Annotated in this window: 13 protein-coding genes; 10 read left to right on the top strand and 3 right to left on the bottom strand. The window is 65.8% G+C overall.

The genetic code is table 11. The features are described 5' to 3' along the window. Positions 1-111 precede the first annotated feature (111 nt). The 9 genes from QOU61_RS21805 to QOU61_RS21765 all read left to right on the top strand — a co-directional run bounded on the left by QOU61_RS21805 (position 112) and on the right by QOU61_RS21765 (position 10731). On the top strand, positions 112-759 hold the full coding sequence (locus tag QOU61_RS21805; protein ID WP_289653258.1) for a TetR/AcrR family transcriptional regulator: 648 nt from the start codon (positions 112-114) through the stop codon (positions 757-759). A gap of 223 nt (positions 760-982) precedes the next feature. Then, positions 983-2479: a CoA-acylating methylmalonate-semialdehyde dehydrogenase gene (locus QOU61_RS21800; protein ID WP_289653257.1), complete on the top strand. Its 1497-nt coding sequence runs from the start codon at positions 983-985 to the stop codon at positions 2477-2479. 17 nt (positions 2480-2496) lie between these two features. Next, positions 2497-3642, top strand: a complete 1146-nt coding sequence (locus QOU61_RS21795; protein ID WP_289653256.1) for an isobutyryl-CoA dehydrogenase — start codon at positions 2497-2499, stop codon at positions 3640-3642. Next, positions 3639-4715, top strand: coding sequence for an enoyl-CoA hydratase/isomerase family protein (locus QOU61_RS21790; RefSeq protein ID WP_289653255.1), 1077 nt, complete (start codon positions 3639-3641; stop codon positions 4713-4715). The genes QOU61_RS21795 and QOU61_RS21790 overlap by 4 nt, the downstream gene beginning before the upstream one ends. Before the next feature lie 20 nt (positions 4716-4735). After that, complete coding sequence (gene mmsB, locus QOU61_RS21785) at positions 4736-5626, top strand: 3-hydroxyisobutyrate dehydrogenase (RefSeq protein WP_289653254.1); 891 nt, start codon at positions 4736-4738, stop codon at positions 5624-5626. A gap of 204 nt (positions 5627-5830) precedes the next feature. Then, positions 5831-7558 carry an AMP-binding protein gene (locus QOU61_RS21780; protein ID WP_289653253.1) on the top strand — a complete coding sequence of 576 codons (1728 nt, stop codon included), beginning with the start codon at positions 5831-5833 and terminating at the stop codon, positions 7556-7558. Positions 7559-7816: 258 nt separating this feature from the next. Then, on the top strand, positions 7817-8296 hold the full coding sequence (locus tag QOU61_RS21775; RefSeq protein ID WP_289653252.1) for a MaoC family dehydratase: 480 nt from the start codon (positions 7817-7819) through the stop codon (positions 8294-8296). 127 nt (positions 8297-8423) lie between these two features. Further along, positions 8424-9341, top strand: a complete 918-nt coding sequence (locus tag QOU61_RS21770) for an SDR family NAD(P)-dependent oxidoreductase (protein WP_289653251.1) — start codon at positions 8424-8426, stop codon at positions 9339-9341. A 157-nt stretch (positions 9342-9498) separates the two neighbouring features. After that, on the top strand, positions 9499-10731 hold the full coding sequence (locus tag QOU61_RS21765) for a BaiN/RdsA family NAD(P)/FAD-dependent oxidoreductase (RefSeq protein WP_289653250.1): 1233 nt from the start codon (positions 9499-9501) through the stop codon (positions 10729-10731). On the opposite strand, the gene QOU61_RS21760 is transcribed toward QOU61_RS21765, so the two are convergent. The 3 genes from QOU61_RS21760 to QOU61_RS21750 are packed head-to-tail and all read right to left on the bottom strand — an operon-like array spanning position 10728 to position 14152. Continuing rightward, on the bottom strand, positions 10728-11810 hold the full coding sequence (locus QOU61_RS21760; protein WP_289653249.1) for a D-TA family PLP-dependent enzyme: 1083 nt from the start codon (positions 11808-11810) through the stop codon (positions 10728-10730). The genes QOU61_RS21765 and QOU61_RS21760 overlap by 4 nt on opposite strands. 28 nt (positions 11811-11838) lie before the next feature. After that, a complete protein-coding gene (locus QOU61_RS21755) occupies positions 11839-13650 on the bottom strand; it encodes an ABC-F family ATP-binding cassette domain-containing protein (RefSeq protein ID WP_289653248.1) in 1812 nt (603 codons plus the stop codon). A 4-nt stretch (positions 13651-13654) separates the two neighbouring features. After that, entirely contained in the window at positions 13655-14152 is a 498-nt protein-coding gene (locus QOU61_RS21750) for a YaiI/YqxD family protein (RefSeq protein ID WP_289653246.1), read from the bottom strand. 112 nt (positions 14153-14264) lie between these two features. Here QOU61_RS21750 and QOU61_RS21745 point away from each other — a divergent pair, with 112 nt between their 5' ends. Beyond that, a complete protein-coding gene (locus QOU61_RS21745; protein WP_289653245.1) occupies positions 14265-15065 on the top strand; it encodes a hypothetical protein in 801 nt (266 codons plus the stop codon). The last annotated feature ends 56 nt before the right edge of the window (positions 15066-15121 follow it).

The raw sequence follows: 15121 nt of genomic DNA, 5'->3' as shown, positions 1-15121 counted from the left end.
CCCGGTTCCGTTTCGCAGTGCGACAGTTCGGGCCAGCGGAAAGCCGAAATAGGTGCAGATTTTATCGCCGGGGATGCTATTATATGACCATAAACATTTAATGAGAACGTGATGCGTTATTCCCGGGAACACAAGCAGGAAACCCACCAGCGGATCGTGCGCAAGGCGTCGGTGCGGCTGCGCGAGAAGGGCGCGCATGGCATCGGCGTCGCCGACCTGATGAAGGAAGCGGGCCTGACCCATGGCGGCTTCTATGCGCATTTCGATTCCCGCGAGGCGCTGGTCATCGAGGCGTTTGCCTATGCGATGGATCGCGCGCTCGAGCACTGGCGCAAGATCACGGGACAGGCGGCGCCGGACAAGCGGCTCGCGAGCATCGTCGATTCCTACCTGACCACGCTGCATCGCGACAATCCCGGTCAGGGATGCGCGGTGCCTGCGCTGGGCGCCGAGATCGCCCGCGAAAGCCCGAAGACGCGCAAGGCCTTTGCGACCAAGCTGGAAGAGATGATCGAGATGATGGCCGATCAGCTTCCGGACCTGCCGCGCAAGGCGGCGCGCAAGCAGGCGGTGGCGACGCTCGCGACCATGATGGGTACGTTGGTGTTGTCCCGCATCGCCGGCAATGGCGAGTTCTCCGAGGAGATTCTCGGCGCCGGTCGGGAGGCGGCGTTCGCGCGCAGCGCTGCCGCCAGACCTGCGACAAGCAAGCCTGCGACAAGCAAGCCTGCGGCAAGGAAGGCGCGCAAGCCGAACTAGATTTGGCCGGCCTGTTTTTCGGATGTGAGACGGGCCCGCGCGCGCCGAAGCTGCGGCAAGGCGTGATCGTCGTCCGGTCGGCCGTGGCCTGCCTTGATCCTGTATTTCCGCACATCTATGGTGCAATTTATCGGACTTGCATCCCGCGAGATGCGGGCCGATAGGGTTTGTCAAGCAAACCCGCCGGTCGTCACGGATCCCGGCGCCCCTCAAGGAGGAAGCCATGCGCTCAATTGGACATTTCATCGGTGGCCGCGAGGTCAAGGGCACGTCGGGTCGGACGGCTGACGTTTTCGAGCCGATGACCGGCGACGTGCAGGCCAAGGTGGCGCTGGCCTCGAAGGCCGAGGTGCGCTCGGCCGTCGAAAACGCCAAGGCGGCGCAGGGCGAATGGGCCTCGACCAATCCGCAGCGCCGCGCCCGCGTGATGATGAAGTTCCTCGAACTGGTGCAGCGCGACTACGACAAGCTCGCCGAGCTGCTCGCGCGCGAGCATGGCAAGACCGTTCCCGATGCCAAGGGCGACATCCAGCGCGGTCTCGAAGTGGTCGAGTTCGCCTGCGGCATTCCTCACCTGATGAAGGGTGAATACACCGAAGGCGCCGGCCCCGGCATCGACATCTACTCGCTGCGGCAGCCGCTCGGCGTCGTCGCCGGCATCACGCCGTTCAATTTCCCGGCGATGATCCCGATGTGGAAGTTCGCGCCGGCAATCGCCTGCGGCAACGCGTTCATCCTGAAGCCGTCCGAGCGCGATCCCGGCGTGCCGATGCGGCTCGCCGAACTGATGATGGAGGCCGGCCTGCCGGCGGGCATCCTCAACGTCGTCAACGGCGACAAGGAGGCGGTCGACGCCATCCTCGATGATCCCGACATCAAGGCGATCGGCTTCGTCGGCTCGACGCCGATCGCGCAATACATCTACGAGCGCGCGGCGCAGACCGGCAAGCGCGCCCAGTGCTTCGGCGGCGCCAAGAACCACGCCATCGTGATGCCCGACGCCGACATGGACCAGGCCGTCGACGCCCTGATCGGCGCCGGCTACGGCTCGGCCGGCGAGCGCTGCATGGCGGTGTCCGTTGCCGTTCCCGTCGGCAAGACCACCGCCGACCGCCTCATGGAAAAGCTGATCCCGCGCGTCGAATCCCTGAAGATCGGCACCTCGATCGATCCGACCGCCGACTACGGTCCGCTGGTGACGCGCGAGGCGGTCGAGCGTGTCAAGAACTACATCGATATCGGCATCAAGGAAGGCGCGAAGCTTGCGGTCGACGGGCGCGGCTTCAAGATGCAGGGCTACGAGAAGGGCTTCTATCTGGGCGGCTGTCTGTTCGACAACGTCACCAAGGACATGCGCATCTACAAGGAAGAGATCTTCGGGCCGGTCCTGTCTGTCGTGCGTGCCCACGATTACAAGGAAGCGCTGGCGCTGCCGTCCGATCATGACTACGGCAATGGTGTCGCGATCTTCACCCGCGACGGCGACGCTGCGCGCGATTTCGCCGCCAAGGTCAATGTCGGCATGGTCGGCATCAACGTGCCGATCCCGGTGCCGATCGCCTATTACACCTTCGGCGGCTGGAAGAAGTCGGGCTTCGGCGACCTCAACCAGCATGGTCCGGACTCGATCCGCTTCTACACCAAGACCAAGACGGTGACCTCGCGCTGGCCGTCCGGCGTCAAGGAGGGCGCGGAGTTCTCGATCCCGACCATGAACTAGGCGGAGCGCGGGACCGGATGCTCTTTGCCCTCAACGAAGACCAGATCGCGGTCCGCGACATGGCGCGGGAATTCGCTGCGGAGAAAATCGCGCCGCACGCGATCCGCTGGGACGAGGAGAAGCACTTTCCGGTCGACGTGATGCGGGAAGCCGCAACGCTCGGCATCGGCGGGGTTTATATCCGCGACGATGTCGGCGGCTCCGCGCTGACCCGGCTTGACGCCGCGCTGATCTTCGAAGCGCTGGCGACAGGTTGCCCGACGGTGTCCGCGTTCATCTCGATCCACAACATGGCATCGTGGATGATCGACGCCTTTGGCAACGACGCGCAGCGCAGGAAATGGCTGCCACGGCTCTGCACGATGGAACTGCTGGCAAGCTACTGCCTGACCGAGCCGGGCTCCGGCTCGGACGCGGCAGCGTTGCGCACCCGCGCGGTGCGCGACGGCGACCATTACGTGCTCAATGGCCAGAAGCAGTTCATCTCGGGCGCGGGCGGCGGCGACGTCTACGTCGTGATGGTCCGGACCGGCAGCGACGGGCCGTCGGGCATCTCGACGCTGGTGGTGGAAGGCGACACGCCGGGCCTTTCGCTCGGCGCCAATGAGCGCAAGATGGGCTGGAACGCGCAGCCGACGCGGGCGGTGATCTTCGAGAATGCGCGCGTGCCGGTCGCCAACCGGCTCGGCGAGGAGGGCATCGGCTTCAAGATCGCGATGGCCGGGCTCGACGGCGGACGCATCAATATCGCGGCCTGCTCGCTCGGCGGGGCGCAGAGCGCGCTCGACAAGGCGCTTGCCTATATGCGGGAGCGCAAGGCGTTCGGAAAGCGGCTCGACGAATTCCAGGCGTTGCAGTTCCGCCTCGCCGACATGGCAACCGAGCTTGAGGCCGCCCGCACCTTCGTCTGGCGCGCCGCGGCCGCGCTCGACCGCAAGGATCATGACGCCTCCATGCTGTGCGCGATGGCCAAGCGCTTCGGCACCGACGTCGGCTTCGAGGTTGCCAACCAGGCGCTGCAGCTGCATGGCGGCTACGGCTATTTGAGCGAGTACGGCATCGAAAAGATCGTGCGCGATTTGCGGGTGCACCAGATCCTCGAAGGCACCAACGAGATCATGCGACTGATCGTGGCGCGCAAGCTGATCGAGGGCGCGCGATGAGCGTGCCGGCCGAGGACAGCGACGGCGATCTCATCGTTCGGCGCGAAGGTGGAGCTGGCGTGATCCGCCTCAACCGCCCGAAGACCATCAATGCGATGACATTCGAGATGTCGCTCGGCATCGATGCGGCACTCGACCGGTTCGAGTCCGATCCCGACATCGCGGTGGTGCTGCTGGAGGGAGCGGGCGAGCGCGGTCTGTGCGCCGGCGGCGACATCCGCGGACTTTACGAAAGCTCCAGGGTGGGAGGAGACCTCGGCAAGGTCTTCTGGCGCCAGGAATACGTCATGAACGCGCGGATCGCGAAATATCCGAAGCCCTATGTAGCGTTCATGGACGGCCTGGTCATGGGCGGGGGCGTCGGGCTTTCCGCGCACGGCCGGCATCGCGTCGTCACCGAGCGGACGAAGCTGGCGATGCCCGAGGTCGGCCTCGGCTTCTTCCCCGATGTCGGCGGCACCTATCTGTTGCCGCGCGTGCCGGGCGAGATCGGCACCTATTTCGGCCTGACCGGCCAGACCATGAACGGGCCTGACGCGATCTATGCCGGCTTTGCCGATGCGGTGGTGCCGCCAGGCCTGCTCGCCGCCTTGCGCGAGGCGCTCACGAAGGTGCGTCCGGGCACGCCGTCCACGGAGATCGATCGCCTGATCGCAGGCTTTGCCACCGGCGAGAAGGCGGGCCCCGTGGCGGCATTACGTGGACAGATCGATCCCTGGTTCGCTCATGATCGCATGCAGGATATTGTCGATAGCCTGAAGCGCGACGGCTCGGATCTTGCCCAATCGACCTTGAAGGTCCTGGGCGAGAAATCGCCGCGCGGCATGGTGGTGACGCTGAAACTCTTGCGGCTGGCGCGAAATGCGTCTTCGCTGGAAGAGTGCCTGGTGCGGGAATATCGCGCCGCGCTCGAGGTGTTCCGCAGCGACGATTTCCGCGAGGGCGTGCGCGCAGCCGTGATCGACAAGGACCGCAATCCGAAATGGTCGCCGGCTGCAATCGAGGACGTGACACCGGAGATGGTCGCACCTTATTTCGCCGAGATCGGCGCCGACGAACTGAAATTCAGCTAGCCGAGCGGAGGAGACGAAAGATGGCAACGATCGCATTCATTGGCCTCGGCAACATGGGCGGACCGATGGCGGCCAACCTGGTGAAGGCCGGGCACAAGGTAGTGGCCTTCGATCTCGTGGCGGCCTCGCGCGACCAGGCAAAAGCCGACGGTGCAGCAATCGCTGAAAGTTCGGCCGGCGCGGTGAAGGGCGCGGATGTCGTTGTCACCATGCTGCCGGCGGGCAAGCATGTGCTTGGCGTGTGGAACGAGATCGTGCCCGCGATGGCGAAGGGCGCGCTGATCATCGACAGCTCGACCATCGACGTCGAAAGCGCGCGGCAGGCCCATGCGCTGGCCAAAAAGCATGGCGTGTCATCGATCGACGCGCCGGTTTCCGGCGGTACCGGCGGCGCAAAGGCGGGAACGCTGACCTTCATGTGCGGTGGCGAGGACAAGGCGTTCGCCGCGGCCAAGCCCGTGCTGGAGAAGATGGGCAAGAAGATCGTGCATTGCGGCAGCGCGGGCGCCGGGCAAGCAGCCAAGATCTGCAACAACATGATCCTGGGCATTTCCATGATCGCGGTCGGCGAGGCCTTCGTGCTCGCGGAAAAGCTCGGCCTGTCGCACCAGGCGCTGTTCGATGTTGCCTCCACCTCGTCGGGTCAATGCTGGTCGCTGACAACCTATTGCCCGGTTCCCGGGCCGGTGCCGACCTCGCCCGCCAACAATGATTACAAGCCGGGCTTCGCCTCGAACCTGATGGTGAAGGACCTGACGCTGGCGCAGGATGCCGCGGACACCTCGGGCGCGGTGACGCCGCTTGGCAAGCATGCACAGCAGATCTATCAGGCCTTCGATGCCGCAGGCCATGGCGGGGTCGACTTTTCCGGAATTATCCAGCACGTTAGGGCGCTAGCGGTCCGATCCTAATATTCGTATTCTATTGCAGCGGGCACTTTTACGAATGTCAGGATCAAGGCACCGCTAGCAAACGATATTTCCTGGTGGAGCTCCGATTTGACATTCGCTTTGTAGGCCCGCGGATAGACAGTAGCGAATGTTAAATCCGCTCCACCAGCCGGGAAGTGACGGTCGTCGTCTCTGGCCGACCCTGGCGGGCGCCAAGGGAACGAGATGACCACCTTTCAGGAAGCGCGCGCCTTTCTGCTTCAAAACCGCACCGACTACGATGCGGCGATCAAGGGTTTTCGCTGGCCCGATCCGGCGCCGTTCAACTGGGCGCTGGATTGGTTCGATGCGGAACTGGCGCGCAATCCCGACAGCCGGGAGCGCGCGGCGCTCTGGATCGTCGACGCCGCAAGCGGCAGCGAAACCAGGCTTTCCTTTGCCGAACTGTCGCGCCGCTCCAGCCAGGTGGCGAACTTTTTGCGCGCCCAAGGGCTGAAACGCGGCGACCATCTGCTGCTGTTGCTCGGCAATTTGGTGCCGCTCTGGGAGACCATGCTGGCGGCGATGAAGCTCGGCGTCGTCGTGATCCCCGCGACCACGCTGCTGACGCCGGACGAACTGCGCGACCGGCTCGATCGCGGCCGGGCGCGCGCGGTGGTCGCATCGCAGGACCAGGTCGCGAAATTTGCGGGGCTCGGCAGCGAAAAGCTCGTTCGCATCGTCGTCGGCGCGACGGGCAGGCACGACGGCTGGCTGCCGTTCGAGGATGCGGCCAAGGCTTCCGAGAGTTTTGTGCCTGACGGACCGACGCACGCCGACGATCCGATGCTGCTCTATTTCACCTCGGGCACCACGGCGAAGCCGAAGCTCGTGCGGCACAGCCAGCGCAGCTATCCGGTGGGCCACCTCTCCACGATGTATTGGCTGGGGCTGAAGCCCGGGGACATTCACCTCAACATTTCATCGCCGGGCTGGGCCAAGCACGCCTGGAGCTGCTTCTTCGCGCCCTGGAATGCCGGCGCCACCATCTTCATCGTCAACCAGCCACGCTTCGAGGCGAAGGGGCTGCTCGCGACGATCGCGCGCTGCGGCGTCACGACCCTGTGCGCGCCGCCGACGGTGTGGCGGCTGTTCATCCAGGAGAAGCTCGCCGACTTCAAGGTCAGCTTGCGCGAGGTGTGCGGCGCGGGCGAGCCGCTCAACCCCGAGGTGATCGAGCAGGTGCAAGCCGCCTGGGGCCTGACGATCCGCGACGGCTATGGCCAGACCGAGACGACGGCACTATCAGGCAATTCGCCGGGGCAGAAGGTCAAGGTCGGCTCGATGGGCCGGCCGCTGCCGGGCTATCGGGTGCGGATCACCGACGCCGACGGGCACGACACCCGGGAAGGCGAGGTATCGCTGGTGCTCGGCGCAAGCCGCCCGGCGGGCCTGATGCAGGGCTATCAGGGCGACGACGGCAAACTGAGCGGCGCCGACGGCGAGGTCTATCGCAGCGGCGACGTGGTGTTCGCGGACGAGGAGGGCTATCTCACCTTCGTCGGCCGCTCCGACGACGTCTTCAAATCCTCCGACTACCGCATCTCGCCGTTCGAGCTCGAAAGCGTGCTGCTCGAGCACGACGCCGTCGCCGAGGCTGCCGTGGTGCCGAGCCCGGACCCGATCCGGCTCGCGATCCCCAAGGCCTATGTGCTGCTGGTCGCCGGCGCCGAGCGTTCGCCGGAGACGGCGCTGTCGATCTTCCGGCATCTGCACGAGCGCCTTGCGCCGTTCAAGCGCATCCGGCGGATCGAGCTCGTCACCGAATTGCCGAAGACGATCTCGGGAAAAATTCGCCGCGTGCAGCTGCGGCGGCTGGAGCACGACAACGACCGCAGCGATTCCCTGCGCGGCCAGGAGTTCCGGGAGGAGGATTTTCCGGAGCTGGCGAAGCCGCGCGCCCCCGAGGGCTAGTGGTCCGATTCTAACATTCGCATCCCATCGTTGCAGGTACTTTTGCGAATGTTAGAATCAAAGGACCACTAGCAAATTATTTGTTCTAGTGGAGCTTTGGATTTGACGTTCGCATGAGGAAAATCGCGGCAGACGGGTAGCGAACGTCAAATCCGCTCCACTAGCGCCGCTGACCGATCACAAGATCGCTGGTGCCCGCCGTCTGAAATTCGTAAAAGGAGGAATGGCTCACGAATTTCGGAACGCGGACACGCATTGATGAATGAAGTCTGGAAGAAGCCGCCGGTCTCGCTGGCCGCGTATCAAGGCATGGTCGGCCGCGAGATCGGCGTGTCGTCATGGCACCTGGTCGATCAGAAGCGGATCAACGCCTATGCCGACGTGATCGAGGATCATCAGTTCATCCATATCGATCCCGAGCGCGCCAGGCGCGAGACCGCCTTCGGCACCACCGTCGCGCACGGTTTCCTGACGATGTCGCTCCTGAGCATCATGTCCTACGAGGTGATGCCCGTGATCGAGGGAACGACGATGGGCGTCAATTACGGCTTCGACAAGCTGCGCTTCATCTCGCCGGTTAAGGCCGGCTCTCGCGTTCGCGGCCGTTTCGTGCTCGCCGAAGCGAAGCTGCGCAAGCCGAACGAGTTGCAGTCGCGCACCAATGTCACGGTCGAGATCGAGGGCGAGGACAGGCCCGCGCTCGTCGCCGACTGGATCGGGCTGATCTACTTCGCATAGCGCTCTATTCGTCAATGCCGGGCTTGACCCGGCAATCCATCACTGATCAAAAAATAACTTGAGTGTTAGATGGATGCCCGGGTCGAGCCCGGGCATGACTAGAGGGTAGAATCCGGGAACAGCAATCATGGCTATCAGGTTTGACGGACGCGTCGCCATCGTCACCGGCGCAGGCAACGGATTGGGACGCGCGCATGCGCTGGGGCTGGCGAGCCGCGGCGCGAAGGTCGTGGTCAATGACTTCGGCGGCGCGCGCGACGGTAGCGGCGGCTCGCTGACCCCCGCGGAGAACGTGGTCGAGGAAATCCGCAAAGCGGGCGGCACCGCGATCGCCGACGGCGCCGACGTCTCCAATTTCGAGCAGGTCAAGGCGATGGTCGAGCGCGCCACCAAAGAGTGGGGCAGTGTCGACCTGCTCTGCGCCAATGCCGGCATCCTGCGCGACAAGTCTTTCGGCAAGATGGATCTGGCCGATTTCGCCAAGGTCCTGCAGGTTCATCTCGTCGGCACCTTCTATTGCTGCAAGGCGGTGTGGGAGGGCATGCGTGAGCGCAATTACGGCCGTATCGTGCTGACCACCTCGTCGTCCGGCCTCTACGGCAATTTCGGCCAGGCCAATTACGGCGCCGCCAAGTCCGGCATGATCGGCTTGATGAACGTGCTCGCCGAGGAGGGCCGCAAGAACAATGTCCGCGTCAACACGATCTCGCCGACGGCCGCGACCCGCATGACGGAGGAGCTGCTGCCGCCGCAGGCGCTGTCGCTGATGAAGCCGGAGGCGATCACGCCGGCGGTGGAATACCTCTTGAGCGAGGACGCCCCGACCCGCACCATCATGGGCGCGGGCGCCGGCTCCTTTGCGGTGATCAGGATCATGGAGACCGAAGGCATCAACCTGCCGCCGTCGGAATGGACGCCCGATGCCATCGCCGCGCATTTCACGGAGATCAGCGACATGTCGACGGCAAAGGCGCTGGAGAATGCGTTCCAGCAGACCCAGAAATATGTCACGCAGGCCGCCGCAAGGGCAGGGGTGAAGCTGTAAGCGGCGACGGGGCGGGTCCATTACGCATTTCGTCATGGCCGGGCTTGACCCGGCCATCCACGTCTTTGGAGCCATCGAGCGATATTGCATGGATGCCCGGGTCAAGCCCGGGCATGACGACTGTGTTTGGCCAGCGAATCCGACCTAAACTCGTTCCATGTCATTTCCTCCCGCAAACGATGTCGCCGTCATCGGCGCCGGCCCGGCCGGGCTGATGGCGGCCGAGGTGCTGGCGCAAGGCGGCGCGCGCGTCACCGTCTATGACGCGATGCCGTCGGCTGGCCGCAAATTCCTGATGGCGGGGCGCGGCGGGCTCAACCTCACGCACAGCGAGCCGCTGCCGCAGTTTCTTGCACGTTACCGCGAGGCGGCGCCGAGGCTTGAAGCTGCGATCGACGCGTTCCCGCCTGATGCCTTGCGCGGATGGTGCCAGGCGCTTGGCGAGGAGACGTTCGTCGGCTCCAGCGGGCGTGTGTTCCCGAAGAGCTTCAAGGCGTCGCCTTTGCTGCGCGCCTGGCTTCGTCGGCTCGGTGCCTCGGGCGTGCAATTCGCATTTCGACAGCACTGGACCGGCTGGGACGGCGACGGGCGGCTGCTGTTTGAGGGGCCGGAAGGAACGCGCGCCGTGGCCGCGGACGCGACCGTGCTGGCGCTCGGCGGGGCGAGCTGGCCGCGGCTCGGTTCCGACGGCGCCTGGACGGCGATCCTCACCGCGAAGGGCATCGCGATATCGCCGTTGCGGCCGGCCAATTCCGGCTTCACCGTGGCCTGGTCGGACCTGTTCCGCGACCGCTTCGCGGGCCAGCCGCTCAAGGGTGTCGCGCTCTCGTTTGGCGGAAGGAGCATCCGCGGCGAAGCCGTCGTGACGCGCAGCGGCATCGAGGGCGGCGCGATCTACGCGCTGTCGGCGGAGCTGCGCGAGGCGGTTGCCGCGTCAGGTGCGGCCATGCTGCGCGTCGCGCTGAAGCCCGACCTTGATCACGATACGCTCGCTGCGCGCCTCTCGATGCCGCGCGCAAAACAGTCGTTCTCGAATTTCTTGCGCAAGGCGCTGCAGCTTTCACCTGTTGCGATTGGCCTGCTGCAGGAGACGGCGAAGATGTCCGGCATATCGCTGTCGTCCTTGTCGGCCGCCGGCCTCGCCGACCTCGTCAATGCCGTGCCGGTCCGGCTCGACGGTGTCGCCCCGATCGCGCGCGCGATCTCGAGTGCCGGCGGAATCGCGTTCGACGCGCTCGATGCGGACTTCATGCTGCGGCATCTCGCCGGTGTCTTTGCCGCCGGCGAGATGCTGGACTGGGAGGCGCCGACCGGCGGCTATCTCCTGCAGGCCTCGTTTGCGACCGGTGCCGCGGCGGGACGAGGCGCGCTTCGCTGGCTTGACCGCTAGCGCAATTTTCCCCGTGCCACGACCGGCAGCGTGCCGACGATCTCATCGCCGCGCACCATCACCACCTCGTCCATCATGTTGACGACGACGCAGACGTGGTTGGGCACGATCCGCACGACGTCGCCGACATTAGGCCGCGTGTTGCTGCGGGCCAGATCGAGGAAGCCGTGCTCCTCGGCAAAGCGCGCGATCCGGGCCTCCGGATGCTCCAGGATCAGGCCGTGGCCGTCGAGCCCGCCGCCGGTATCCGACGTCAGCGTCTTCGAGCCGGCATCGAGGATGCCGCGCTCCGGCGCGGCGCGGCTGACCACGGTCGAATAGATGGTGAGCGCGCAATCGTCGAGGCTCGCGACGCCGGCCGCGACCTGCATGCGGTCGTTGTAGATGTAAGTGCCAGGCCGGTGCTCGGTCGCGCCCTTGAGCTTGCCGAGGTTCTTCAAGTTCGGCGAGCCGCCGGTCGAGACCATCCGGGCGTCTAGCCCGTGCTCGCGCACGCCGGCGAGCGCTTCGTCGAAGAAGGCCTGCGCCTCGGTCCAGCCGGTCTCGGTCGGGTAGAGCATGAAGCCGCCGAACAGCAGCCCTTTGGACGCGGCGATCTCGCGCGCCAGCGCAACGGCCTCGCGCGGGGTCTCGACGCCGGCGCGCTTGCGCCCCGTATCGCATTCGACGACGACGGACAGCGGCCGGCCCGCCATCTCCGCCGCCTTCGGCAGGCCGGCGATGACGGTGGAATTGTCGGCTGCGACCGTCATGCTGGCCTTGGCCTGCAGCGCGGCCAGCCGCGCCATCTTCTCCTCGCCGATCAGGTTGTAGGAGATCAGGATGTCGTCGATCCCGGCATCCGCCATCACCTCGGCTTCCCCAAGCTTCTGGCAGGTGATGCCGCGCGCGCCGGCCGCGACCTGTATCCGGGCGAGCAGCGGGCTCTTGTGGGTCTTGATATGCGGCCGGTTGGCGACACCGGCGGCATCGCAGGCCGCCTGGACGCGCGCGATGTTGCGCTCGACCCTGTCCACGTCGATCACGGCGCAGGGTGTGCCGTATTCCCGGGCGATCTTGGCTGCAAGCGGTGTGGTCATGGCATTCCCCGCGGTGACGGCGCGTGTTCTAGGCCTGTTCGATCTCTTCGCGCAGCACTTCAAGCTCGAGCCAGCGGTCTTCGGCGGCGGCAAGCTCGGCCTGCGCTTTCGCCATCGCGGCCGAGGCCTTCTCGAACTTCTTGCGATCCTTGCTGTAGAGATCGGGGTCGTCAAGGGTGCGTTGCTGCTTGGCGATCTCCGCCTGCAGCGCGGCGATCGTCTTCGGCAGCGTCTCCAGCGCATGCTTCTCGTTGAAAGAGAGCCGGCGTTTTGGTGCGCTGGGCGGCGCCGCTGGCCTGGCTTCCTTCTTCGGCTCGGCGACCTGCGCCTTGATCGTCTCGCGCTTGAGGTCGGCGCCGCGCTGGGCCAGCATGTCGCTATAGCCGCCGGCATATTCGATCCAGCGGCCGTCGCCCTCGGGCACGATCACCGAGGTGACGACGCGGTCGAGGAAATCGCGATCGTGGCTGATCAGGATCACGGTGCCCTCGTAGTCGCCGAGCATCTCCTCGAGCACGTCGAGGGTTTCGAGATCGAGATCGTTGGTCGGCTCGTCCAGCACCAGGAGGTTGGAGGATTTGGCGAGCGCGCGTGCCAGCATCAGCCGGCCGCGTTCGCCGCCGGAAAGCACCTCCAGCGGCGTGCGCATCTGCACCTCGGCGAACAGGAAATCCTTCATGTAGGTTGCGACGTGTTTCGGCTTGCCGCCGACCATCACATGGTCGCCGCGGCCGCCGGTCAGGGCTTCCGCCAGCGTCGACCTGGGATCGAGGCTTTCGCGGTGCTGGTCGAGTGTCGCCATCTCGATATTGGCGCCAAGCCGGATTGTGCCGCCGTCGGGACTGTCGGCGCCGGTCAGCAGATTGACCAGCGTGGTCTTGCCGGCGCCGTTCGGCCCGACGATGCCGATGCGGTCGCCGCGCTGGATGCGGATCGAGAAATCATCGACGATCTTGCGCTCGCCATAGGCCTTGGAAAGATTTTTTGCCTCGATCACCAGCCGGCCGGACTTTTCAGCCTCGGCCGCGGCGAGGTTGGCGCTGCCGGCCGCGCCGCGATAATTGCGCCGCTGCGCGCGCAGCGCATGCAGGTTGGCGAGGCGCTTCACATTGCGCTTGCGGCGGCCGGAGACGCCGTAGCGCAGCCAGTGCTCCTCGTTGACGATTCTGCGGTCGAGCTTGTGCTGGTCGCGCTCTTCCTCGGCCAGCACCTCGTCGCGCCAGGCCTCGAAAGCGGCAAAGCCGCGATCGATCTGCCGGATCCTGCCGCGATCGAGCCAGGCGGTCGCGCGCGACAGGTTGGTCAGAAAGCGGCGGTCGTGGCTGATCAGGACCAGCGCGCTGCGCCGGCCGTCAAGCTCCTGCTCCAGCCATTCGATGGTCGGCAGGTCGAGATGGTTGGTCGGCTCGTCGAGCAGGAGGATGTCGGGCGAGGGCGCGAGCACGCGCGCCAGCGCCGCGCGCCGGGCCTCGCCGCCGGAGAGATGCGCTGGCTGCTCGTCGCCGGAGAGGCCGAGCTGCTCGAGCAGATAGCGCGCCTGGTAGTGGTCGTCGCCGGGGCCGAGGCCCGCCTCGACATAGGCGAGGGTGGTCTCATGCGATCCGAAGTCCGGCTCCTGCGGCAGATAGCGGATGGTGGCGCCGGGCTGCACGAAGCGGCTGCCGCGGTCCGGCTCGACCAGGCCCGCCGCGATCTTCAGCAGCGTCGACTTGCCGGAGCCGTTGCGGCCGATCAGGCAGACGCGCTCCTCGGGCGAGACCGAAAGCTCGACGCCCGACAGCAGCGGCGTGCCGCCGAAGGTCAGCGCGATCTCCTTGAGCTGGACCAGCGGTGGGGCCACGATCTCAATCCCGGCCCGGCTCTGACAGCGCTGAGCGCTGGCGCTGGATGCGGCGGATGGTCTGGTCGAGCGCGGACAGGAAGGTCGAGCGGTCGCGTGGCGCGAACGATTTGGGACCGCCGGTGATTTCACCGGACGAGCGCAGGTCCGTCATCAGGTTGCGGACCGCGAGCGTCATGCCGATCGATTGCTCGGTGAAGGGTTTGCCGTTCGGCGCGATCACCTCGGCGCCGGCCTTCACGCAGCGGCTCGCCAGCGGGATATCTGAGGTGACGACGATATCGCCCTTGCCGGCGCGCTCGGCGATCCAGTCGTCGGCGGCATCCATGCCGGAGCCGGCGGCGACGCGCTCGATCAGCGGGTCCTGCGGCACACGGATGAAATTTCCCGCAACCACGCTGACCGGCAGGCCGTGCCGGATTGCGACGCGATAGATCTCGTCCTTGACCGGGCAGGCGTCGGCGTCGACATAGATGCGGGTCGCATGGGCAGCGGATGTCATCGTGCGGGCGTGGTACTCTATCCGCTGCGAAATTGCGAGCGAAACGGAGACTTGCCTCGCCGGTTCCTTTGCGCGATTTTGGCGCGAAGACCGCTTCTGAGGGAGACGCAGGATGACCGGCCGCAACGCAACCTATCGTGTCTCCGCCTACAACACCTCCAAGCTATCCGAGAACAAGATCCACGACGACACCGTGGCGCGAAAATATGGTTTTTCGGGCGGGTTGGTGCCCGGCGTCGATGTGATCGCCTACATGCTGCATCTGCCGGTCGCGAAATGGGGCCGCGCCTTTCTCGAGCGCGGGCTGATCGAGGCGCGCTTCCTCAAACCCGTCTATGACGGCGAGATCGCGGATGTTCAGGGCAGCGAGAGCGAGGGCACGCTGACGATCGAGGTCGTGAGCAGGGGCGAGCTGTGCGCCACCGGCAGCGCGGCGCTGCCGGCGTCCGCGCCGGCGGTTGCGCTTGCGGACTTCCCGGCCGTTGCGGCGATCGCCGAACGCAAGCCGGTGAGCGCCGCCTCCTACGAGGACGGGCGTTGGCTCGGCACTGTGCCGCGCGCGTGGCACACGGCCGAGGCGCGCGACTATCTCGCCGACATCAGGGAAACCGACCCGATCTATGCCCGCGAAGGTTTGGGCCATCCCGGCCTGTTGCAGCGGATGATGAACAAGGCGCTGGTCGACAACGCCATCCTCGGGCCGTGGATTCATGTCGGCAGCCGCATGCAGCTTCTGTCGGCCGCTGATGTCGGCGACGAGCTCACGGCGCGCGCGAAGGTGATCGGCAATTACGAGAAGAAGGGCCACCGCTTCGTCGAGCTCGACGCGCTCGTGGTCGCCAACGGCGCGACGCCGCTGGCGCATTGCCACCACATCGCGATCTACCAGCCGCGCGAGCAGGCGGCGGCGTAGCGCTGCTTGTCATTGCCGGGCTTGACCCGGCAATCCATCTCTTTTTTGGAGAATGA

This window comes from Bradyrhizobium sp. NP1 (genome assembly GCF_030378205.1).
In the GTDB taxonomy this organism is placed as follows: domain Bacteria; phylum Pseudomonadota; class Alphaproteobacteria; order Rhizobiales; family Xanthobacteraceae; genus Bradyrhizobium.
This window is presented reverse-complemented; position numbering and strand designations above follow the sequence as displayed.

What these genes read in the sequence shown, in the direction of transcription:
- QOU61_RS21805 (WP_289653258.1), top strand. Translation starts at nt 112, where the DNA reads ATGCGTTATTCCCGGGAACACAAGCAGGAAACCCACCAGCGGATCGTG.
- QOU61_RS21800 (WP_289653257.1), top strand. Translation starts at nt 983, where the DNA reads ATGCGCTCAATTGGACATTTCATCGGTGGCCGCGAGGTCAAGGGCACG.
- QOU61_RS21795 (WP_289653256.1), top strand. Translation starts at nt 2,497, where the DNA reads ATGCTCTTTGCCCTCAACGAAGACCAGATCGCGGTCCGCGACATGGCG.
- QOU61_RS21790 (WP_289653255.1), top strand. Translation starts at nt 3,639, where the DNA reads ATGAGCGTGCCGGCCGAGGACAGCGACGGCGATCTCATCGTTCGGCGC.
- mmsB (WP_289653254.1), top strand. Translation starts at nt 4,736, where the DNA reads ATGGCAACGATCGCATTCATTGGCCTCGGCAACATGGGCGGACCGATG.
- QOU61_RS21780 (WP_289653253.1), top strand. Translation starts at nt 5,831, where the DNA reads ATGACCACCTTTCAGGAAGCGCGCGCCTTTCTGCTTCAAAACCGCACC.
- QOU61_RS21775 (WP_289653252.1), top strand. Translation starts at nt 7,817, where the DNA reads ATGAATGAAGTCTGGAAGAAGCCGCCGGTCTCGCTGGCCGCGTATCAA.
- QOU61_RS21770 (WP_289653251.1), top strand. Translation starts at nt 8,424, where the DNA reads ATGGCTATCAGGTTTGACGGACGCGTCGCCATCGTCACCGGCGCAGGC.
- QOU61_RS21765 (WP_289653250.1), top strand. Translation starts at nt 9,499, where the DNA reads ATGTCATTTCCTCCCGCAAACGATGTCGCCGTCATCGGCGCCGGCCCG.
- QOU61_RS21760 (WP_289653249.1), bottom strand. Translation starts at nt 11,810, where the DNA reads ATGACCACACCGCTTGCAGCCAAGATCGCCCGGGAATACGGCACACCC.
- QOU61_RS21750 (WP_289653246.1), bottom strand. Translation starts at nt 14,152, where the DNA reads ATGACATCCGCTGCCCATGCGACCCGCATCTATGTCGACGCCGACGCC.
- QOU61_RS21745 (WP_289653245.1), top strand. Translation starts at nt 14,265, where the DNA reads ATGACCGGCCGCAACGCAACCTATCGTGTCTCCGCCTACAACACCTCC.